Raw genomic sequence first — 21586 nt, 5'->3', positions numbered from 1 at the left:
GTAATATATTTCTGCGAAAGCGGTATGCAACGCACGGTTATCGCTAACACAATCAGTATAATACTGAGTTTTAATTACCACTATTGGTGGTAATTTCATTGTAGCACAGACATATTTTAAAAACAAGTCTTCTTAATGAATATTCTTTACTTAAAGTGGGAACTATGTTATTATTACTACAAGGAGTTGTATCTCCGAGAAAGGAGGTCATCGCATGGGAAAGAAACTCGGCCAATATATTAAAAACTTGCGGAAAGAAAACAAAATACCCGCAAGAGTATTAGCAGAGAAAACTGGCATGTCTAAGTCTTTCATTGATTATGTTGAAAACGGGTTGCGTGAACCGTCGGCAGAGTCCTTAGCAAAAATTGCCGCTGTTCTTGACATACCATTAGATACACTTTTGAAAATTCAAATTGATGAACAACTTGGTAAAGCCGCTATTGCTTTTTCAGTTACCGCTGATGCGAAAGAAGACATGGACGTGGAGCTACGCGCAGCTGGCCGCGATCGTGATAATCAAAGCAATGTAAGTGAAGAAGCATTAAAAAAGGTAAAGTTAGCTCTTCGTGGAGATGCAGAACGGGAGACAATTATTGATTTGATTCAAAATTCAGATCTGCGTGCCATCTTTCGTGCAACAGAAAATCTGCCGGACGAAGAACTGACCAAAATTCGAAAAGTATTGGAGTCGTTGTATCCAGATGCCTTCAAAAAGTAGTAAGAAACTAGGTGATGGCGGCGTTGATTACGCCTTCGCCACAGAAGCTGCGCATGAATTTATTAAAAAATACGGGGTTGACTGGCTTCCTGTTGATATCTTCGAGCTAGTTGACAATTATGCTGAAGCAAACAACGTTGAAATCAGAATAGTGACAATCGAAGAATTGTCTGAAGAAACAAAAATAGACCGTCAATCTCTCATAGATGACGTAATCTACGGAGAAGACGGCCTAGCAATTTATGACCCGGATACCGGGAAATATTCAATTGTAATAAATGAACAAGTTGAACCTTATGGACGCATACGCTGGACAGTAGCGCACGAGCTTGGTCATATAGTTTTAGGTCACCTATCCAGTTCGAAAGTATCGATAACTAAATGGTCGCTGTCCGACGAGGAATACAATAAGATAGAGCAAGAAGCACATATTTTTGCCGGTGAACTTTTAGCTCCAAAATTCATTGTTTACCGCATTGGTTGCCATGCTTCTGCCGAATTGCAGGATATCTGTGGTTTATCAGGAAAGGCAGCAGATAGCCGAGAACGGGCAATCCGCGAGCTTATTGACGATAAGCGAAAACTGCATGATTCAATGTTAAGCATTATTCCTCCGTTTACAAAATTCCTTGAATTCAGGACAATATGTGCAGACGAATCAACGTTACGAATCCACAGTAGAATTCAAAGGAATCCCGAGCCTGAATTACCTGCGTTCCTTCCTACACCTGATATCAATAAGGATGGTCGTTACGCCTATTGTCCAAACTGCGGAAACGCCCACATAGCCGAAGAAGCACTTTTCTGCAAGTTATGTGGAACACATCTCTTTGCCGAACCTATCAGTCACCCGACAACTCCTTGTGGATACATCGGTGACAAAGATGCACGCTATTGCGAGCAATGCGGAGGGCCTGTATATAAAACCCGTTTCGGTTTACTGTTTGATCGGGATGAAATATAAAAGAACGCCAGTAAGAAGGTAAGCGTCAAAAATTAAGCACATGGTAATACAATCACAAAGATGCGAAAATAACCTGAACATATAAAAACGAGAGGATGTTCAGGAATGATCAGCAATGAACTTGACAATCTGTGGGAACAGCGTCTAGCCCAATACGAAGCCAGCGGTCAAAGCGTAACAACTTGGTGCAAAGAGCAGACAATCAGAGAGAATCAGTTTTATTACTGGCGCAAGAAACTTCGCACTGACAAGGATGAAAAAACACAACCACCCGTGCAATGGCTGCCCCTGGATTTGCAGCTTAGCAAGCAGGTAAGTCCTGTCGGTGACTTGATCACTGTTCATATAGGGAAAGCAGCAGTCGAGCTCCGCAAAGGATTTGACCAAAGCCTTTTGCGAGAGATTATCCAGGTTCTGCAGACAATATAATATGATAAGTGAAGTATCAAACAGGCAGGTTTACTTAGCCAGCGGCAACACCGATTTAAGAAGATCGATTGACGGGCTAGCGGTACTAGTCAAAGAAAACTTCTCGTTGGACCCCTTCAGTCAGTGCCTGTTTGTATTCTGCAATCGCAAACGGGACAAGCTCAAGATTTTACAATGGCAGCATAATGGATTTTGGCTGCATTACAGACGCCTGGAGCGGGGAAAATTTAAGTGGCCGGCAGATCAGGGCGATGTAATCGGCATTGACTATCGGGAATTTCGCTGGCTGCTGGACGGCCTGCAACTCAAACAACCCCAGGCACATAAAGTATTTACTGGCCGCACTATTCTCTAGAAAAACGCCTGTTTTTGAGGGAATTTGGCCCTATAAGGCCCAAAATTAGCTATTTTTCTGGTATAATTATATTATGACACAACAAAATTCAGCCCGAACTATTGAACAACTAAATGACAAAATCATGCAGCAGGAGCATCAGATCGCTGAACTAAATGCCAAGCTGAGGTGGTATGAAGAGCAATTTCGTTTAAGCCGCCAAAAACAATTTGGCGCTTCCAGCGAGAAGACTGAAACAGAGCAGCTTAACTTGTTCAATGAGGCTGAAGATACTGCCAACCCCCAGGTGGAAGAACCAACCCTGGAAACCATCACCTATCAGCGGCGGAAAAAGCAGACCGGGCAGAGAGCAGAGTTGCTTAAAGACCTGCCGGTGGAAGTGATTGAATACCGCCTGGAAGAACATGAACAAATATGTCCCTGTTGCCAGGGGGCTCTGCATGAGATGAGCACCCAAATAAGGCAGGAGCTCAAAATAATTCCGGCCCAGGTGTTGGTAGTCAAACATGTCCAACACATCTACGCTTGCCGCCGGTGCGAGCAAAAAAACATAACCACACCGATTATTAAAGCACAAATGCCCAGGCCCATTTTACCGGGTAGTCTGGCTTCCCCTTCCATGCTGGCTTACATAATGGATCAGAAGTACACCAACAGCCTGCCATTGTATCGGCAGGAACAGCAGTTTTCCCGTTTGGGGATAGATTTATCGCGGCAGACAATGGCCAATTGGCTGCTTAATGCCGCGGATCCGTGGCTTAAACGAATTTACGACCGGATGCATGAGCAGCTGGTTCAACATGATATCCTGCATGCCGATGAAACCACCTTGCAGGTACTGAGAGAACCTGGACGTTCTGCGGATTCCAAATCTTACATGTGGCTGTATCGTACCGGGAGAGATGGTCCGCCGATTATTCTCTATGATTACCGGACTACCAGAGCTGGCAAACATCCGGCCAATTTCCTGACTGGTTTTAAAGGTTATTTGCAGACCGATGGTTACAGTGGTTATGGACAATTAAACAATGTAACCTTGATTGGTTGCTGGGCACACGCAAGAAGGAAATTCACGGAGGCACTTAAGGCCCTACCAGCAACGCAGAAAAACAAGCCGGTGGCAGCCAGTACGGGACTGGATTACTGTAATCAACTGTTTGCCATTGAACGGCAAATAAAAGATATATCGGACAAACAACGGTATGAAAAAAGGCTGAAATTAAGTAAGCCGGTGCTGGATGATTTCTATGTTTGGCTGAAGAAACAGCGGCAACAGACCCTACCTAAAAGTGCTTTTGGGCAGGCGATTACGTATTGCCTAAATCAATGGGAGAACCTAAATAATTTTCTATTGGATGGCCGACTGGAGATAGATAACAATCGCAGTGAACGCTCGATTAAGTCCTTTGTTATCGGCAGGAAAAACTTCTTATTCTCCAATACTCCCAGAGGTGCCAGCGGCAGTGCGATTATTTACAGTATTATCGAAACAGCCAAAGAGAATAATCTTAAGCCTTTTAATTATTTGACTTATCTATTTGAGCAGTTACCTAATGTAGACACGAGCGATGCTATTGTCATTGACAGCTTGTTGCCCTGGTCAACTACTTTGCCAGATGACTGTCGCATGCCACAAAAAGAGAATACCCCTACTTCCTCGTGATTCAGCTTAAGAAGCCGCAAGCCCTTGTTATATGAGGGGATGCGGCTTGTTTGTTGCTTTTCTGGCTTAGCAAGGTGTGCCCGCTTTTACGCTTACATATAAAAGAACGCCAGTAAGAAGTATCGCTTCCTATCGGCGTTCTTTTTCTGTTTAGATTAGTAGTATTCGCGGATATAGTTATAGGCTTTATCAAACAGCTCGTTGTCTTTGTGTAATCCCTGTTTACGCAGTGCCGTTCTTAAGGCTTTTTTGACTTCGCGTGTTCCAGCGTTAGTCCATTGCCATTTGTCAAACCGAACTATGTTAACAACATTATCGATTTCGGTAACCAACATCTCGATTGCTATCGGCGTCTTTTCTGACTTTGCTGATTCAAACAACTCTGTCAATGCAGCCTTTGCTTGCTTGCGATTATCTTCCGGTTCAATATCGCGTTCTGCAACGACTGTATCTTTAGCAATTTCAAGCAAGCCCTTCAAAAACTCGAGACTGTTGAAGAAGCCTTCTTCATACTTTTGCTTCAGCTCTTCTAAACGCTCCCCAAGTTGCTTAAATTTTGGATTGTTCTTGTACTTACGAAGTCGAGTGCATATCTTGATCTCAAGCTCTTTGATCTTGGTCTCGTCAGGATTATCAAGGAGATCCTTGATCACTTCTTCATCTAATATGAGGGTTTCCAGATCATCTCGAATCGCATCGATATGCACATTCTGATTAACAATCTCTATGGTTTTAGCGCCAAGTGCATGCCAAATAAGTCTACCCACTCCGCCTGATGGCTGGATAGATTCATAAATCTGTGACAACCATTTATAATCGTCCTTGTATCTTGAAAGAAGCGGATCCGGTGACAATGTTTCCCACAGCTGTGCCAGGTAGTTATAGTCAACAGCAAATTTATCGCGGATTTCATTGTTCGGAAGGCAATCTTGGGCTGCTATCAGTGCCTCAAAACCAGTAAGCGATCGGTCAACATTTTTGAAATACTCCATACACTTTTCAAGAGCGATTGGAAACTCATCTCGAAGCTCATCGAGAATGGTCGCTACCTTTTCAACCTGCTTTTCGTCGAACTCTAGAGCTTTAGCAACTTCATCAAATACACCGATATAATCGATAATGAGTCCGAAATGCTTGTTTGGATATGGACGGTTGATGCGGCAGATTGCCTGTAACAGCGTATGTCCTTTCATCGGCTTGTCTAAATACATTGCTTGCATGATTGGAGCATCAAAACCGGTGAGTAGCTTTGCGGTGACGATAAGTATTTTTAGCGGATCATCCGGATCACGGAAACGATCAAGCAGTTTACTTTCATCCTCTTTCTTTCGATCCCATTGCTGATATTCGGCCGGATCTCCCTTGCTTGTCGTCATTACGACATCGGTCGCATCAGCAGGGAAGAGAGTATCCATAGCCCTCTTATACTCCGCACAGCAATGACGGTCATAACATACAATCATAGCCTTGAAGCCATTCGGTTCAACATTCTCTGTGTAATGCTTGGCAATATCCTCAGCGATTTTATAAATACGTTCGGACGAACTAACGATCGTTGGCATTTTTCCAGCTCTTTTCGAGAGCTCTTCCATGCTTTCTTCGTCGAGAGAGTCAGCCATTTTAGCGAACTCTTCATCGATAATGGCCCGGTCAATTCTCATTTCAACCAGACGAGGTTGAAAATGGAGCGGGACCGTTGTCTTGTCACGAAGAGAATCCTCGATGGAGTATTTGTCGAGATACCCTCCCTCATCATCAGGAGCACCGAAGGTTGTGAAGGTGTTTCTATCACGCCTATTAATAGGTGTGCCTGTGAGTCCAAACAAGAATGCATTAGGAAGTGCTGTCCTCATTTTGATTGCAAGATCGCCTTCTTGTGTTCGGTGAGCTTCATCGACAAGCATGATAATATTGTCACGACGGTCAACAATACCATCGAAATCAGCGAACTTTTGAATGGTGGTTACTAATATTTTGCGAGTGCCCGCTTCCAAAAGCTGCTGTAAATGAGCCTTATCCTTTATTTGCTCCATATTGGGGATATCTGTCGCTTTGAAAGTTCCGGTAATCTGCGTATCAAGATCCTTTCTGTCAACGACAACGATTACTGTTGGGTTTTGCAAAGCCTCATCTTGGCGCAACTTTAGAGCAACAAAAGCCATCAACAAGGATTTGCCTGACCCTTGGAAGTGCCAGATTAAGCCCTGCTTTGCCGTAGAGCGTTTCACACGGTCAACCATTTTATTTGCTGCATAGAATTGCTGTGCCCGACAAATGATTTTTGTCTTCTGACCGCGACCATCTGTAGCGAACAGGGTAAAGAAATGCATAATGTCCAATACAGCTTCTGTATTTAACATCTGCAAAATCGGCGCGTCTAAATTACGTAACCCTACTTCAAGAACTTCTTGACCGGACTCACGCCACGGTGCCCATTTATCGGGTGGAGTGCCCACAGCACCATAGCGATAAGCCTTTCCCTCAGTAGAAAAACAAATAACATTCGGCACAAACAAATCCGGTATAGTTTGCTGGTAATCCTCAGTGATATCGTAAGCTCCGTCAAACCAGGTTACGGCATTACGGAAGGCTGTTTTTATCTCACCTACTACAACCGGAATCCCGTTAATGAGCATAACGATATCCGGACGTTTTTCAATGGTACCGTTTGTAACAGTATATTGGTTTGTAACAATATAGCTGTTCTTTGTTTTGTCAGGATCATCGAAGTCTATGATTTTGATTGAAACATGATCTCCATCTTCTCCAAACTGGAAGGACGGTTCTTCGCGAATCAGTTTCATCAGAGTTTCGTTTGCGGATATTAATCCGTCATTGCGCTGACTTAGCACAGCAGCCCTAATTTTAAATATAACCTCGTCAGCGTTTTGCGGTTCACGGGCAATGTCGGGATTAAGACGAATGAGCGCTTCTTTCAGCAGCTTTTCGTCGATCACTTCATCTGTCTTCCGGCTCAATCCCGAAGCCGGAACATACGTCCATCCAGCTTTTTTGATTTGCTCAATGACATATGGTTCAATGGTGTTTGGCTCGCTGTGGTTCATTGTCACTGTGTATCACCTCCTGAAATTAGCTTTGTAATAGTTTCTTTTTTTAATGCCTTTATTTTCTCGATAGCAGCTTGCTCTGCAAGTAACGCATCCTTTATTATTGCAATCTTCTTTGCAAATGCTCTTTGCTCATCAATACTTGGTACCTGAATCGTTAAATCACCTAGTGCGCTTCTGGTTATTCGCTGACGTGTTGAACCGCGTGAGAATCTTTTACATAAAGCAAGCCATTCATCGGTATTTAGTAAATATGCAATGAAGTCCGCATCATATTTTGACTTATCAATCTTTAATATTGTACAGTCAACAGCAGTTATCATTTTTGTGCCAAGATCAGGAATAACACATGCTCTACCAACAGGGTCGGCCAATCTACATATGAGTATGTCTCCTGGCTCAACTTCAGTGCAACGTAGCAAATCAAAAGTTGCTTCTGAAATCCATTTTTGGTCGTTTTTATCAATAAATTCATTGATTCCTATGTTGCCTGTTTGAATCAACCTAATACCTTTTTTAGATAGATATTCAGCCTCTATCCAATCTCCGTCTATAAAACTCTTATCGGTATCAGGGCGAGCAAGATCTTTAATCGTTACGGTTGTACAATCAGTGAAAGCAATCCGACTGCTTGAATAAATAGCACGAAGTGCCAGCACGGTATTGCAATGCGCTTCTACGCTCTCGTCGAACGCCCGCATTAGCTCGGCAATTTTACGTTGAGTATCCTTATCAGGAATCATGAACTTCTCTTTAGCAAGGGTTTTCCACTTAATTGTTGGAGATAAAGAACCCTCTGAAATCATGATAGCCCGCTCCATGAACAAGTCACTTTGCATAAAATATGGGAGAAACTCAGGAAGAACTGTTTCCGCTTTTGCCCTAAGAACCATTGAGTGAGCAGAAGCTATGCATTCACAATCTGTGACCCCTAGTTTACGCTGGTAAGCTCGACGTTTTCCAAAGATAATATCTCCCGGCAACGCATGTATTTTTTCTCCGATAACATCTGATGGCGCACCACTATTGCGGATTTTCAGTGAATCTGCTTCTAAATGTTCTAACCCGTAATACACATTTATATTTGTCTCTTGCGGTTTAACCTTTGTTGTTATACAATCAGCCAGTTGATCAAATCTCATTTCCGAAAAGCTCATGCATTCACCCCCTGACCGGTCAATTTCGCAAGCAGATCATCGAGTTTCTGATATAACCCCTCTGAATGACGACGCCATTCAAGATATTTTTCTTGTAATAGAGAAGCGTCATTCACAGTCGATGTGTCCCCGTTACTACGTACATAAAGCGGTATTGAAAGATTCCAATCCCGAATCTCATCAATTTTCACTACCTTTGAAAAACCGTCAATATCCTCAAATGCTTTGTATGCTCTATCTATTCGTTCAATATGCTCCGGCTCTAAGAAGCTCTGCGCCTGCTCACGTTTCACTTCATTAACCGCATTAATAAATAGTATGCGATTTTTAGTTTTGTCTGGTTTTTTCATTCTGCAAATAACAATACAGGCTTCCATTGGTGAGTTGTAAAACAAATTCGGTCCCAAGCCTATAACACATTCAATCCTATCAGCCTTGATGATGTTTGCACGAATCTCTTTCTCTGAATCTCTAAACAAAACTCCATGAGGAAAGAGGATTGCACAGCGACCAGTATTCTTATCTAAGCTCTTGAGTATGTGGGCAAAGAATGCATAATCAGCACATCCTTGTGGCGGTACTCCATATTCGTTTCTGTTGTAAGGATCGTTTTCAAACAACGCCCTATCCCATTGCTTAATTGAATACGGCGGATTGGCTAAGACAACATCAAATGTTTTTAGCTTATCTTTATCTTTAAAATATGGTTTAGACAAAGTGTCACCTTGGGCTATCTCGAAATCCTCAATGCCATGGAGGTACATATTCATCCTCGCTACAGAAGATGTTATTATATTAATTTCCTGTCCATAAAGCCGTAAATTCCGATATTCCATTCCAAGTTTTTTCAAGCGGGCCGCTGTTACCATCAACATTCCGCCAGTTCCGCAAGTTGGGTCGTACACAGATTCGCCAGGCTTAATATCCAGTAGAGAAGTCATAAGATCAATGACAGTTCGATTAGTATAAAATTCCGCAGCAGTATGGCCACTGTCATCAGCAAAATACTTAATTAAAAATTCATACGCATTTCCCAATTCATCCAGTCCCGCGTGGGTGTTGTCAAGCTTCATCAAAGAGAACTGTTCAATGAGTTCCTTTAGAGTCTCGTCGGACAAGCGTTTTTTATTTGTCCACTTGGCATCACCAAAAATACCAGTCAGGGTTTCCTTATTATCGAATTCGATCCCGCGAAGTGCTTTATTAATCCTTGCTCCAACATTTGTGGTGGTTTTACGCACCTCATTCCAATGGTTCTGAGGACGAACTATAAAGCGGTGCTCATATATTTCAGCAGCATACTCTTCATCCCCATCGGATTCCTTCATTGCTTCATTATACTCCTCGTCATAAACGTCGCAGATACGCTTAAAGAAAAGCAATGGGAAAATATATTGCTTATAATCCCCTGCATCAATATCTCCACGCAGCAGATTAGCTGCGGCTTTTAAATGGGATTCCAATTCAGCTTGTGTCAGTCTTTTTTCGCTCATTGCTCTATCACCCCGATCTCAACCAATTTCCTATTAAGTACTTCATCAGCAGCTTTGCTCATATTAATAGCATTCCGCAAATTTAATATGGCTTCATCTAATGTAAGTATCGCTTTCGTTTCTTCTTTTTTGATAAATAGGGATATACTTAGATTGCAGTCATTTTGCTTGATTTCATCATGAGAGACAACGCGTGCAATATGGGGAACATCCCTAAATTGATTGTATAATTCAAAGATACGAGTAACATGCTCATCCTCTAAAATGTTCTGCGCTCGTTGTGGTTTATATATCGTTGATGCATCAATAAACAATACCTTCCGATGGCGATCCGGCTGCTTCCTATGCTTAAGAATAAGAATACATGCTGCAAGGTTAGTACCATAAAAAAGGTTATCTGCTAAACCTATAATTGCTTCGATCTTGTCATTTTCTATCAGCTTTTCACGAATGGTTTGCTCGCTACCTTTTCTAAACAATACACCATGCGGAACAACAACAGCCAAACGTCCCGTTGCAGGCGCCATTGATTTCAACATGTGTTGTACCCATGCAAAATCTCCATATGAAGCAGGAGGGGTACCGTATTCATTGCGCTTCCATTTATCATGCTCCCAAACTTCCAAGCCCCATTTTTTTAAAGAAAAAGGCGGATTGGCAATAACACAGTCAAAAGTAGCAAGTTGGTTTCTGTTTCTAAATATCGGATTACGTAGCGTATCGCCGCGTTCTATATCGAAATCTTCTAATCCGTGAATAATCAGATTCATCCTTGCAATGGCTGATGTGGTGAGATTTCTTTCTTGCCCGTATAGTTCAAGTGTCCTTATATCCTGACCTTTATCTTTTACATGAGCAAGTGCCTGTAACAGCATCCCGCCAGTACCCTCTGATGTCAAGGTAATGTTACAAAAAAGAGCACTGATTTATTCAATGCCCTTCTCCATATTTAAACTTTCAAAACCACTTCTATTCCACCACCATGAGAGACGATAACTTTATCAATATATCGTTCTACAATCTCCCTCGTGAGTGAGTCGGTAACCTTTAGCTTTTCATATTCTTGTTCTTCTACTTCGTTTTCTATCATCTCAATATCCACATCAATCGAGCATTTCTTTGCAATGAAATCTTCTCTAGGTAATTTACCAGTCTTGTATTGATGGAAGGCTTCTTCTTTTTCAGATTCTAATAAAGCAATCCGATCTAACTTCGTTGATTTCCACTGTGGTTCTTCCTCATTACTTCCTTCAGATTGAACTTTCTCTTTCAGTAAGTTCCAAACCGTTTCTTCTATCAGTTCCAATTTCATCCGTTTTATTTCTAATTTTTTAGCCTTACAGGTTCTACAAGACATATAGTTAAACTTTTTTATGCCGTTCTTTTGATGTCTCGTCGTACTCTCTCTTGCAAGAATATGACCACATTCTTCACAGACAATAAATCCTTCTAGTGGATATCTGATTTCTTTTAGTTGAGAATAGTCCACATTCTTAAAAGCCTTGGCTTGATTTTGATCTCGAACCTGATCAAACATTTTTCTCGAGATAATTGCTTCATGATTATTAAATACACGCCCCCAATCTTTTCTTGGAACTGGTATTGACTTTCCACCACTAGCAATTGATTTCTGAACCATGTTATAGCAGTATGTTCCAGTGTAATTTTCATTACCCAGGATTTTAATGACTGTTCCATGCATCCAGATTGGCTCTTTATGGTTCTCAGTCGTTGTTGTCTTATAAGAGTAATCCATCCTCGAGGTTTGTTTCTTTCGTCTGTATGGAGTGATGTAATTCTTTTCATTAAACAACTGAGCAATTTTTCTAGTTGACATTCCTTTTAATGATAATTCAAAGGCTTCCCTTACTATATGAGCTACTTCATCATCTACGATTATTTTATGTTTATCATTTGGATCTTTGATATACCCAAATGGTGGTTGCCATGCCATAAATTTACCTTTAGCCTTCAAAGCGTTCTGAACTGACCTCACTTTTTGACTGGCATCTTTTGCATAGAAATCATAGAGTAAGTTTTTGAATTGGATATCCAGTTCTGTTCCATTTCCCTTTTCTTTACTACTGTCATAATTGTCATTGATGGCAATAAATCGAACCCCCATGAAAGGGAAGATGTTCTCAAGATAATCACCCATCGCAATGTAATCACGCATAAAACGAGATAAATCTTTTACAATGATAGTTTTCACTAAATTAGCTTTCACATCATTCATCATCCGTTCAAATCCAGGTCTCTTGGTATTTGAACCACTAAAGCCATCATCAATGTATTCTTCATAAGGAAAGTCCTTCAAATCACTTTGTGCTTTGAAAAATGAAGTAACATAATTCCTTTGAGAAATGATACTTTCACTTTCTTCTCTACCAGATTGTTCTTCTACCGATAAACGGAAGTACAGTGCTACTTTATTCATTAGATACCTCCGTTCTCACTAAAATCATATAAGAAATGAATCTCTATCTCAGTTTTTGAAATAACATCAATTCTTTCGATTAACTCCTTGATAACTTCAGCAGAAAGTTTTGTCTCTTTCCTTGCCTGAAAAATCGTTCTGGCAACTTTTCTGCTTTTTCTTTCATCTTTTTTGAGGTTTGAAATCATCATCTCTAGCCTAGAAATCTCCGAGCAATAACTTGCATGTTTCCTTGATTCATCCTCCTTAAACGTGATGTATTTCGCTTTATCAAGGCTTCCTGTGGCATAGCGTTCATATAAGCGAGCAATAGTAGCTTCCGATAAATCTTTTTTCATTGAAAGCTCTTTAAGTCCAGTCTCTGCAACTTCTTTCCTTCTCAAAAATTCATTTTTAATTTTCTCCAAGAAGCTCTTCTCTGAAATCAATTGAGAAGCGATTCTTTGAATCGTTTGAAGCACCATCGCATCTAAGTTTTCTTCAGTAATAAAGATATTCACTTTCTCTAAGCTTTTCCCTGTGAAATTATCCGGTTGGAAACAATAAAGTAATCTCTTTTCATTCTTCCCATAAATTCTTGTTCTTCGGTACAAGGCTCTTTCAGTATCCTTTAGAAATACAAGTCCTAGATAGCGGTTTTCAGGGTCTCTCACTAAGTCATTCCTTTCAGAAGCAAAATAGTGATTGTCTTTACGTTCACGTCTAATCTTTTGAATTTGCTGAAACTCTTCATCCGATATAATTGCTTCATGAGCGTTTTTTACTACAATCCAATCTTCTGGCGATGTTGAATGCTGCGATTCTCCCTTAACTAGACTCTGTCTTCTTTTTCCTTGTATGAGTGTGCCTGTGTAGGTCTCATTGATTAGCATCTTCGCTACCGTGCCTTTGCTCCATTCTTGACCATCTTCTGGTCGGTAAATTTCACCAGTTTTATGGTAATGAGTGGCTGTAGCTATTCTTAATCGATTTAGCTCAAGTGTAACTTCATATTGGCTTTTACCTTCAAACGTCCAATCAAATATCTGACGAACGATGGGAGCTGTATCTTCATTGATGACCAATTTCTGGCCCTTTGGTGTTTTTTCAATTTTATATCCATAGGGCGGAACCGAGCCAATGAAGTAGCCTTCTTTTGCTCTTGTATGTTTGACTGAAATAATTTTTGATGAAATATCTTTTGCATACATATCATTGATGATATTTTTAAGCATGACCTCAAAGGACTTGTTATTATCCAGTCCATCTATGGTATCTAGATTATCGGTAACGGAAATAAATCGCACGCCCAGAAATGGAAATACTTTGTCTATCAGTTGTCCCATCTCAATATGCTCTCGACCAAGCCTGGACAAATCACGCACAATAATGCAGTTAATCTTTCCATTTCGAACATCTGACATCATCTGAATATAGGCAGGTCTTTCAAAGTTTGTACCAGAGTACTCATAATCTTCATAGACTTGAATCACCTGTATACCTTTGCTTTTTGCGTGTTCCTCACATATATAAGCTTGTGCTTTGGGAGAAGAAGATTTTTCTCTCCATTCTTCGTGTCTCTCACTTGAAAGCCTAACATAAACGCCAGCACGATAAACCGATTTTGATATTTCTTCTTTTTGTATTTCGTATCGTCTTGATGTTCTAGCCATGACATACCACCTCATCACTACTAACACGATTTAAAGGGAAGGCAATCAGTTTTCCTTCCTTTGATTTCTCCTTTATTTGTGCTTGCTTGATTAGTGTTTCCAGTGCATTCAGTTCATCCATATGGTTGAACACCACAGAGATTTTCTTCTCTTCACCTATCTTGATACGATTGACCAGATAGACTAATCGCTTGCGATCAAGCTTGCCATCTTCCTTTAGTTCATCTAAATCAATAAGCCACTGGCGATTGCGAATTTTCTCTTGAACCTCGTTCATTATTTTATTCTTGTTTTCTATTTGCACAGAAATTTCTTTAATCTTCAAAGCATAGCTTGCTCTAAATCGATTGAATTCTTCCTCCGTAATGAGATCATCTTCCAAGTCCATAAATAAGGATTGACGAAGTGTTTCGTATTTCTTTTTCTCTTGAAGCAGATCTTCTACCTCAGCTTTAAATTCAATCGAATTAAAATCTTGCCTTAAAGCATGGTGATAAATTCGTTCATTGTAGTGTAAGAAATCATTTAGGAGATGTTCAACAACATCCTTAATCTCATCTTCCTTTACACTATGCCTAGAACACTCACCACTATCATTGTGGCTACCGCAGATATAAAAAACATTGGTCTTGTCTTTATACTTCACAACCCGTCTAATCATTTGCGAGCCACAATCTTTACAAAAGAGCATTCCACTAAAAAGACCTGGTATGCCTCGACTATTCACATCTCGAAGTAGCATTTCATTTGCGATGGCAAATATGCTTTGAGATATGATACCCTTGTGAGCATTTTCAATGACTACCCAGTCTTCCTTTTTTATATCGATTCGCTTATCACTTTTGTAGTTGAGCTTCATTTGTTTTCCTTGCTCTAGCGTTCCTATATAAACAGGGTTGCTGATGATTCTGTTAATCATCTTCGCATCCCATTTTTTGTCTTTACCAACAAAACCTACGCTGTCACCAAGTTTCTTTTCCCTGTGACGAGCAGGTGTTACTATTCCGAGTTCATTTAGGTACTTCGCAATGGAACTTGATGAATAGCCATCTACCTTCTTATTGAAAATGGTTTCAATGATTCCCTTTACTTCTTGGTCAATGATCAGCTGATGTTTATCATTAGGATTTTTATTGTAACCAAAAGGAGCAAACGCACCTATAAACTCACCCTTTTCTCGCTTCATCTGTTGAGAACTTTTCACCTTCATGGAAATATCACGACAATAGCTGTCATTGATAAAGTTCTTTATTGGTAAAACAAGGTGGGTATCATTTGCATCTGCATTCATTGAATCATAATTATCATTGATTGAAATAAAACGAACCTTTTTCTCTGGAAAAATCTTTTGGAGATACTTTCCGGTTTCGATATAGTCACGACCAAATCGAGATAGGTCTTTTACGACAATCGTTTCAATCTTTCCTTTTTCAAGGTCCCCCATCATTCTTTTAAATGATGGTCTGTTGAAGGTTGCTCCACTTACACCATCATCTACATACTCACATGAAATATTTAGCCCATGCTGTTTGCCATAGGCTTTTATGAGTTCTCTTTGACTGGAAATGGAATTACTTTCGATTTCTTCGCCATCATCTCGTGATAGCCTTAGATACATTACTGCTAATTTTTTCATTACTTTTCCTCCTTAAATCGTTACTCACTGCAAATGGTTATTTAAGGATTCAAAGCTTCCACATCTAAATCTTACCGCCCTTTACCTAAAATGTCAGCGGCTAATATTAGATTTGTGCGTACTCACTCAGCATGCAATGTTTGGTGCACTCTGATAGTAAAATGTTGAGGAAATCTTCTTGATTCATCTCACATGTCACTTCAAATCCATTTATATAATCAACTAATATGACTTGTTCTAGTGTCTCGTTGTTTTCAACGATCATTACTTTGCAACTCATAGCTTTTTCCTCGTTTCTATTAGTTTTGGTTTTTAAAATAAGTTTTTTGACATTAACGAGTGCTATGGGTTAGCTACATAGGAATCTCACCTCCGCCCCTGTTCAGATGAGCCGGCTTCAACTGTAGAAGTATCATTGTCCTCAAAGTGGTCACTGCGAATGAAAGTTCCCGACTTCCATTTTTCAGTCATCTTTTATCGCTCGCTTCCTTATTTCCTCTGTCTGGACAAACAGGTATTCATTTTTACCAACTTGTGGTAGGAAGGTTTCGGCGAAGATGCATACACGCTACACTTTGATTAACGTCTCGTTATGGTCTATTCAGTTTTCAAGGATCAGTCCCTAATGGGAGAGGAGTCCTTTTTTTGTTTGCACTTACCGACTTGTCGTTTGGTAAAAAAGCAAAAAGGATCAAATTCCCCCTCACCTTTAGAGTGAAAATTCGACCCTCTTGAACACACCTAACTTAGAAATTTTCTAAAATTATTTTTAGTTTCTTTAGAATCTGATTCCTTTTTCTGATTAGGCTGGTTTGATGAAGTCCAAAGCTACTGGCAACATTCCTTGTTGTTTCATCACGAAAATAAAGGGCATCAATGATTTCCCTTTCTTCATTTGTTAGAGAAGCTAATGCTCTATTCAGTTCTTCAATTCTTTGGCGAGTTTCAACGAGTTTTTCCACATCGACATTTTGGTCAATAAGATTTCCCTCAAAATTTCCGTCATGATCTAAGTCACAAAAGAAAAGCAACTGGTTTTCTCTATCCAGCCGCCTTTGATAATTCTCTTTATTTGTTTCATGCCAGTATGCTTGGTACACCTCTTTGCTTACTACAATTCGTTTTCCTTCAACGAAAATAAAATATTCTTTACTCATGGTATCCTCCTAATTAATTTCAAGTTTTGTTTCTGCTTTGTTCTTGAAATCAAAAAGGAGGAGCTCTGCACTGATACATAGTCCCTCCTAAAAAACGGCATAAAAAAAGACCCAGGATATTTCTCCTCGGTCTCTTGCCTTTCTTATTTAGTTTTCGGGTTACCCCATGTTATCAGTCTATAGGTACTTCAGTACACATTCAATTCGAACGTACTCGGCAGCTAGTCCAATATCAGTCGGCATTCAATCTGCAACTACTTTGGCTTTATTTTCTTTTCCACCATTCGAGCCAGGTCCTCGGTTGTATAAATTGGAATTGTAGATTTTATCTCCTCATAATAAATCGCCTTAAGATTCTCTTCATGCAATTCCTGAATTATTCTAGGCAATTCAAATCCCCATAGGGAAACGCCTAAAAGAGTAATGGCTTCTCTTTTTCGCTGGTAGTAGCAGCTTCTTTCTAGGTTCAACATCTGCATACAAGCAGCATCTTTTGTTTTCGTTTTTCCAAGATAGCACTGCATTAAAATAGCTGAATATATTTCTCCAAATTCTGGATAATCCTTAATTTTGACCAGAGACTTATCTATAATTTCAATTAGCCACTTTGATTCAAACAGGTGACTGACACCGCTCTCAAAGTCTTGTCTTTTAAACTCAGGAGCAAAAGTCGAAAGATAAATGAGTGCTTCATCTAAGTCTTTCCCATAGGTCTCTTGAGTCTCATAAATCATGGAATCAGCAGTATTCTTAAGTGACCAAACGACATTACGATAGATCTCTAATAGAGCTTTTGATCGCTCGTAAATAGTAAGTACATCTAAGCTCTGTTCCTGGTATAGCCGCTCAATTTGCTTTAGTGTTTTAGTTTTCCTCAATTTTCTCACCTCTTGATTTTAAACTTGTATTTTTGTACATAAAAGGATATAATATAGGTACTTAAGTTCTTATTAATGAATATAATAAACTATTTTGCGATTAAAAACAAGTACTTAAGTTCCGAAATATTAAATAATAAGTACTTTGAAACCAACTAGGAGGAACAAAAATATGAATTTTGGAGAAAAACTAAAAAAATATCGCTCAGAGAACAAGATTACAAGGGAGAATTTCGCAAAGCAAATAGAAATAAGTCCAAAGACTTTGTACTTTTATGAAACTGGTCAACGCTTCCCTAAGAGTATGGAAACCTACGAAAAAATTGCGAAAGTAATGCAGTGTGATTACAACTACCTCTTAGAAAATGATGATATTTTCGTTTCTGAAGTTGCGAATAAATACGGTCAAGGTGAAGCTAGAAAGGCTCAAGCTTTAACTGAAGGTCTCGTTGCCCTCTTTGCCGGCGGTGAACTCTCAGATAATGATAAAGATGCTGCTATTCAAGCACTAACCGAAGCTTATTGGAAAGCAAAAGAAGAGAATAAAAAGTATGGTCGTAAAAAGAAAAAGTAAAGTAGGTGTATATCTTGTCAAATCGTTGGATCTATGAAAAGGTTCAATCTTTGATTAAAAAATACAAGACGAGGGACCCCAATGAACTTATTTGGTTTTTGAACATCAAGGTCTGCCCTCTTGAAGACACAAAGCACCTTCTTGGAATGTACCATGTCATACAACGCAATAGATTTATTTTCATTTCTACTGAGGTTGGAAGGCAGAAAGATTTAATACTTGCACATGAATTAGGACATGATCAGTTACATCGTGACCAAGTCATTAGCGGAGTAGCATTCCATGAAAATGGTCTCTTTGTTGATAACTCAAAGAATGAACTTGAAGCAAATATTTTCGCAGCTCATTTGCTCATTGCTGATGAAGATATCATCCCACTTCTTCGTGGACAAATAGATGATGTAGACCTCTCTTATGAATTGGGAGTAGACATCAATCTGGTAAATTTAAAGATATCTGAAATGGTAAAACTTGGACTGCTTAATTTAAATGAATGTTGTGTTGAAAGACCTCGCGGGGACTTCTTAAAAAACTACCGACCAGATAAAGATGATTGGTCTGAATGCTAGGAGGCAATATGTACGCAATACTTCTTATGGTAATTGCATTCTCAGTTGTAGCTGCGATTACATTATTCAAATTAATTGCTGAATACTCAGTAAAAATTTCCGCCTATGCTATAGACTTCGCACTGGTTTTTGGTCTATCGGCATACTATATCCATCAATTAGTGATTAGTAAAATGGTGACTGGCTGGATGGTTTATGTGCTAGATATTGGTGTTGGAATTCTTGCAACCTTAGCCTATGGAATTCTAATTGTTGTCATTCACAATAAGCTTCCAAAGATTAGTTCGTTGTTAAATTTAGTTATTTCAATCATAGGAATGTCAATCGCATTTCCTCTGGCACTTGATTTGATTTCTTCTGTTTTTAAAGTCTTTGGAGTAGTAAAAGAATCATTCACGCAAATTACTCTATTTGAAAATCAAACAGGAAATACAATCCTCAACTATGGAATAATTTTGGTTTTGGCTATCCCTGTTTATAGGGGACGAATGAAGTATCTGAATGGTGAGAACAAATAATTTATAGAAATATTATTAAATCTACCCGCTGACATTTCTTGTCCTAAGCGGTACAATCTTGGTATCAACAACTGAATAACGCTTAACGCTAATCTACAAATCATTCTTTTGTAGCAAGCACAGTAAGTGTACGGACACTTACGAAAAATTGATGGAGCAGGAACCAAATACCCTGCTCCTTTTTTATATCAATTTCAACTTGTTAGGGAGAACCCTAAGACCCCGAAAATATTCCAAGGAGGATAACATTATGGCAAATAGAGTAAGAACAGAAAGATTAGAAATAAAACTAACCAAAGAAGAAAAAGAACTGTTTCAAGCAAAGATGAGACAAGCGAAATGTAAAAGCATGAACCATTTTTTAAGAAAATGCGTATTAGAAAAAGAAATCTATACCGTAGATTTAAAACCCTTTAATGAATTACAAGGGCTACTTGCCAATGCCACAAACAACATCAATCAAATTGCTAAGCGAGTGAATTCTACGGGAGTTATTTATAAAGATGACATCAATGATATGAGGAGAGAGATAGAGCAGTTCTCAAAAGAACTGTGGCAGATTCATTCGCTACTACTCAATAGAACACAAAGAAACGAGGACAACTAAAATGGCTATTACAAAGATTCACCCCATAAAATCAACATTGAATTACGCCATTGACTACATTACAAATGCAGATAAAACGGATGAGAAGTTACTGGTTTCTTCCTACCTTTGCCACCCTATTTCAGCTCATACTGCATTTATTAAAACTAGGGAAGACGCAAATACAAGCGGATCAGTCATTGCCAGACACCTGATACAATCATTTTATCCAGGGGAAACAACACCAGATAAAGCTCATGAGATCGGTCTGGAGCTTTGTAAAAAAATACTGAAAGACGAATACCAATATGTGCTTTCAACCCATGTAGATAAGGGACACATTCACAACCATATCATCTTCAATAATGTGAATAGCAAGACTGGCAAATGCTATCAATCGAATAAGCGAAGCTATCACCAAATCAGATTCCAAAGCGATACTTTATGTAAAGAAAATAACCTCAGTGTGATTGACGAATACTATGAAGCCTATAAAAGAAAATATAAGACCAACGGCAAAAGCTGGTATGAGAATGAACAACATAAAAAAGGAACTTCTTGGAAAAGCAAACTACAATTTGACATCGATAGGTTCATCAAACAATCGAAAGACTGGAACGAATTCCTATCAAAAATGAGTTCGCAAGGTTATGAAATCAAGCAAGGAAAACACATTGCTTTTAAACATAAGGACAAAGAAAGATTCACCAGAGCTAAGACAATCGGCGAAGATTATACCGAAGAAAAAATTAAAGAAAGGATTCAAGAAGCTGTCAACACACGCTCAGAAAAGCCGAAATCAAGAGTTAAAAAGATAATTGATGTTGAGTCTAACATAAAGGTTAAAGAATCAAAAGGATATGAATTCTGGGCTAAGAAACACAACTTAAAGGTAATGGCAGACTCGGTTCTTTTTCTCCGAGAGCAAGGCATTAAGTCAGTTGCACAACTAGATGTTCTCATCCAAGAAGGAGCTGATAAACGTCAAGAATTACAAGAGGAGATTAAATTGATTGATGATAAATCTGCTCAGCTGTCAAAGGTGATGGAACATGCCCATACCGTCAAACAGTTCAAGGAAATTTATAAATATCACAAAGAAAATCCGACTGATAAGCAATTTGAAAACGAATATTCAAGAGAGATTGCACTTTATAAAGTGGCTGCAACAGAACTACTGAAAAATTATAAGAAACTACCCGATACAAAAGAGATATTAGCTGAACTAGATTCTCTTCAAGAAAAAAAGAATACCCTGATGAAAGAGTATTCTGATTCAAAAACCAACATAGATGACCTGTTCATCATTCGTAAAAACTTTGAGCAGTACATGGGAAAAGAGATGGAGAGATAGTTCGATATCTTTCCTCTTTTCTATGATTCTAATGCATTTAATAAGATGTAAGCTTGGCAGCGGAAATGAAATACTTGAATATTTTACGCACCTTATAGGCATAAATTCGATTCAATCTTCATTTCATTTCATCTTTCAAGTATACTGTTTTTAGTGGGAGGTTCTCAAAATGAAAGAACGAAAACTTAAAATAAGCTATGCACCAGGAGCAAATCATAAAGAAGAAATCCCTCGCATTGTTCTGCAAGGGAAATGGTTGAAAGAACTTGGGTTTGAAGTTGGTGAACATGTAACCATAAACTATTCCAACGAAAACATTGTAGTATCTAAAAATAAAGATTTGATACAAAGTACAAATTAGTTTTTGATATTTCT

21 protein-coding genes are annotated in these 21586 nt (G+C 39.1%); 11 read left to right on the top strand and 10 right to left on the bottom strand.

The genetic code is table 11. The features are described from left to right. Positions 1-214 precede the first annotated feature (214 nt). From EAL2_RS14705 to tnpC, 5 genes are all read left to right on the top strand, one after another. Complete coding sequence (locus EAL2_RS14705; RefSeq protein ID WP_025434852.1) at positions 215-721, top strand: helix-turn-helix domain-containing protein; 507 nt, start codon at positions 215-217, stop codon at positions 719-721. Further along, positions 705-1685, top strand: coding sequence for an ImmA/IrrE family metallo-endopeptidase (locus tag EAL2_RS02520; protein WP_025434851.1), 981 nt, complete (start codon positions 705-707; stop codon positions 1683-1685). Before EAL2_RS14705 ends, EAL2_RS02520 begins: the two co-directional genes overlap by 17 nt. Before the next feature lie 105 nt (positions 1686-1790). Next, positions 1791-2114, top strand: a complete 324-nt coding sequence (tnpA, locus tag EAL2_RS02515; protein WP_025434850.1) for an IS66 family insertion sequence element accessory protein TnpA — start codon at positions 1791-1793, stop codon at positions 2112-2114. A gap of 1 nt (position 2115) precedes the next feature. Then, complete coding sequence (tnpB, locus tag EAL2_RS02510) at positions 2116-2469, top strand: IS66 family insertion sequence element accessory protein TnpB (protein WP_025434849.1); 354 nt, start codon at positions 2116-2118, stop codon at positions 2467-2469. Between the two features lie 70 nt (positions 2470-2539). Further along, positions 2540-4132 carry an IS66 family transposase gene (gene tnpC / locus EAL2_RS02505; RefSeq protein WP_025434848.1) on the top strand — a complete coding sequence of 531 codons (1593 nt, stop codon included), beginning with the start codon at positions 2540-2542 and terminating at the stop codon, positions 4130-4132. Positions 4133-4287: 155 nt separating this feature from the next. Here tnpC and EAL2_RS02500 read toward each other — a convergent pair whose 3' ends face one another. The 10 genes from EAL2_RS02500 to EAL2_RS02460 all read right to left on the bottom strand — a co-directional run bounded on the left by EAL2_RS02500 (position 4288) and on the right by EAL2_RS02460 (position 17610). Beyond that, on the bottom strand, positions 4288-7197 hold the full coding sequence (locus tag EAL2_RS02500; protein WP_038602237.1) for a type I restriction endonuclease subunit R: 2910 nt from the start codon (positions 7195-7197) through the stop codon (positions 4288-4290). Between the two features lie 2 nt (positions 7198-7199). Continuing rightward, positions 7200-8357, bottom strand: coding sequence for a restriction endonuclease subunit S (locus EAL2_RS14700; RefSeq protein WP_025434846.1), 1158 nt, complete (start codon positions 8355-8357; stop codon positions 7200-7202). Continuing rightward, positions 8354-9850, bottom strand: a complete 1497-nt coding sequence (locus tag EAL2_RS02490) for a type I restriction-modification system subunit M (protein WP_038601623.1) — start codon at positions 9848-9850, stop codon at positions 8354-8356. The genes EAL2_RS14700 and EAL2_RS02490 overlap by 4 nt, the downstream gene beginning before the upstream one ends. After that, the gene (locus EAL2_RS02485) at positions 9847-10749 is read right to left on the bottom strand and encodes an N-6 DNA methylase (protein WP_025434844.1); all 903 of its coding nucleotides are present in this window, start codon (positions 10747-10749) and stop codon (positions 9847-9849) included. Before EAL2_RS02485 ends, EAL2_RS02490 begins: the two co-directional genes overlap by 4 nt. Before the next feature lie 50 nt (positions 10750-10799). Next, entirely contained in the window at positions 10800-12287 is a 1488-nt protein-coding gene (locus EAL2_RS02480; RefSeq protein ID WP_025434843.1) for a recombinase family protein, read from the bottom strand. Beyond that, positions 12287-13939 (bottom strand): recombinase family protein, encoded by a 1653-nt coding sequence (locus tag EAL2_RS02475; protein WP_025434842.1) that lies wholly within the window; start codon positions 13937-13939, stop codon positions 12287-12289. The genes EAL2_RS02480 and EAL2_RS02475 overlap by 1 nt, the downstream gene beginning before the upstream one ends. Next, the gene (locus EAL2_RS02470) at positions 13932-15575 is read right to left on the bottom strand and encodes a recombinase family protein (RefSeq protein WP_025434841.1); all 1644 of its coding nucleotides are present in this window, start codon (positions 15573-15575) and stop codon (positions 13932-13934) included. Before EAL2_RS02470 ends, EAL2_RS02475 begins: the two co-directional genes overlap by 8 nt. Positions 15576-15681: 106 nt before the next feature. Further along, positions 15682-15855, bottom strand: coding sequence for a hypothetical protein (locus tag EAL2_RS15415; protein ID WP_158408874.1), 174 nt, complete (start codon positions 15853-15855; stop codon positions 15682-15684). A gap of 466 nt (positions 15856-16321) precedes the next feature. Next, a complete protein-coding gene (locus EAL2_RS02465) occupies positions 16322-16732 on the bottom strand; it encodes a sigma-70 RNA polymerase sigma factor region 4 domain-containing protein (protein ID WP_025434840.1) in 411 nt (136 codons plus the stop codon). A 254-nt stretch (positions 16733-16986) separates the two neighbouring features. Continuing rightward, positions 16987-17610, bottom strand: coding sequence for a hypothetical protein (locus EAL2_RS02460; RefSeq protein ID WP_025434839.1), 624 nt, complete (start codon positions 17608-17610; stop codon positions 16987-16989). 172 nt (positions 17611-17782) lie between these two features. Here EAL2_RS02460 and EAL2_RS02455 point away from each other — a divergent pair, with 172 nt between their 5' ends. The 6 genes from EAL2_RS02455 to EAL2_RS02430 all read left to right on the top strand — a co-directional run bounded on the left by EAL2_RS02455 (position 17783) and on the right by EAL2_RS02430 (position 21572). Further along, entirely contained in the window at positions 17783-18184 is a 402-nt protein-coding gene (locus EAL2_RS02455; RefSeq protein ID WP_025434838.1) for a helix-turn-helix domain-containing protein, read from the top strand. Between the two features lie 50 nt (positions 18185-18234). After that, positions 18235-18753 (top strand): ImmA/IrrE family metallo-endopeptidase, encoded by a 519-nt coding sequence (locus EAL2_RS02450; protein ID WP_242842481.1) that lies wholly within the window; start codon positions 18235-18237, stop codon positions 18751-18753. Between the two features lie 8 nt (positions 18754-18761). Next, complete coding sequence (locus EAL2_RS02445; RefSeq protein ID WP_025434836.1) at positions 18762-19271, top strand: hypothetical protein; 510 nt, start codon at positions 18762-18764, stop codon at positions 19269-19271. Between the two features lie 250 nt (positions 19272-19521). Next, the gene (locus EAL2_RS02440; RefSeq protein WP_025434835.1) at positions 19522-19878 is read left to right on the top strand and encodes a plasmid mobilization protein; all 357 of its coding nucleotides are present in this window, start codon (positions 19522-19524) and stop codon (positions 19876-19878) included. 1 nt (position 19879) lies between these two features. Beyond that, the gene (locus EAL2_RS02435) at positions 19880-21211 is read left to right on the top strand and encodes a relaxase/mobilization nuclease domain-containing protein (protein WP_025434834.1); all 1332 of its coding nucleotides are present in this window, start codon (positions 19880-19882) and stop codon (positions 21209-21211) included. 169 nt (positions 21212-21380) lie between these two features. Beyond that, on the top strand, positions 21381-21572 hold the full coding sequence (locus tag EAL2_RS02430; RefSeq protein ID WP_025434833.1) for a SymE family type I addiction module toxin: 192 nt from the start codon (positions 21381-21383) through the stop codon (positions 21570-21572). Positions 21573-21586 lie beyond the last annotated feature (14 nt).

Origin of the sequence: Peptoclostridium acidaminophilum DSM 3953, assembly GCF_000597865.1 — a bacterium.
Taxonomy (GTDB): domain Bacteria; phylum Bacillota; class Clostridia; order Peptostreptococcales; family Peptostreptococcaceae; genus Peptoclostridium_A; species Peptoclostridium_A acidaminophilum.
This window is presented reverse-complemented; position numbering and strand designations above follow the sequence as displayed.

Coding starts and splice junctions, on each gene's coding strand:
- EAL2_RS14705 (WP_025434852.1), top strand. CDS start 215: ATGGGAAAGAAACTCGGCCAATATATTAAAAACTTGCGGAAAGAAAAC.
- EAL2_RS02520 (WP_025434851.1), top strand. CDS start 705: ATGCCTTCAAAAAGTAGTAAGAAACTAGGTGATGGCGGCGTTGATTAC.
- tnpA (WP_025434850.1), top strand. CDS start 1,791: ATGATCAGCAATGAACTTGACAATCTGTGGGAACAGCGTCTAGCCCAA.
- tnpB (WP_025434849.1), top strand. CDS start 2,116: ATGATAAGTGAAGTATCAAACAGGCAGGTTTACTTAGCCAGCGGCAAC.
- EAL2_RS02500 (WP_038602237.1), bottom strand. CDS start 7,197: ATGAACCACAGCGAGCCAAACACCATTGAACCATATGTCATTGAGCAA.
- EAL2_RS14700 (WP_025434846.1), bottom strand. CDS start 8,357: ATGAGCTTTTCGGAAATGAGATTTGATCAACTGGCTGATTGTATAACA.
- EAL2_RS02490 (WP_038601623.1), bottom strand. CDS start 9,850: ATGAGCGAAAAAAGACTGACACAAGCTGAATTGGAATCCCATTTAAAA.
- EAL2_RS02480 (WP_025434843.1), bottom strand. CDS start 12,287: ATGAATAAAGTAGCACTGTACTTCCGTTTATCGGTAGAAGAACAATCT.
- EAL2_RS02475 (WP_025434842.1), bottom strand. CDS start 13,939: ATGGCTAGAACATCAAGACGATACGAAATACAAAAAGAAGAAATATCA.
- EAL2_RS02470 (WP_025434841.1), bottom strand. CDS start 15,575: ATGAAAAAATTAGCAGTAATGTATCTAAGGCTATCACGAGATGATGGC.
- EAL2_RS15415 (WP_158408874.1), bottom strand. CDS start 15,855: ATGAGTTGCAAAGTAATGATCGTTGAAAACAACGAGACACTAGAACAA.
- EAL2_RS02465 (WP_025434840.1), bottom strand. CDS start 16,732: ATGAGTAAAGAATATTTTATTTTCGTTGAAGGAAAACGAATTGTAGTA.
- EAL2_RS02455 (WP_025434838.1), top strand. CDS start 17,783: ATGAATTTTGGAGAAAAACTAAAAAAATATCGCTCAGAGAACAAGATT.
- EAL2_RS02445 (WP_025434836.1), top strand. CDS start 18,762: ATGTACGCAATACTTCTTATGGTAATTGCATTCTCAGTTGTAGCTGCG.
- EAL2_RS02440 (WP_025434835.1), top strand. CDS start 19,522: ATGGCAAATAGAGTAAGAACAGAAAGATTAGAAATAAAACTAACCAAA.
- EAL2_RS02435 (WP_025434834.1), top strand. CDS start 19,880: ATGGCTATTACAAAGATTCACCCCATAAAATCAACATTGAATTACGCC.
- EAL2_RS02430 (WP_025434833.1), top strand. CDS start 21,381: ATGAAAGAACGAAAACTTAAAATAAGCTATGCACCAGGAGCAAATCAT.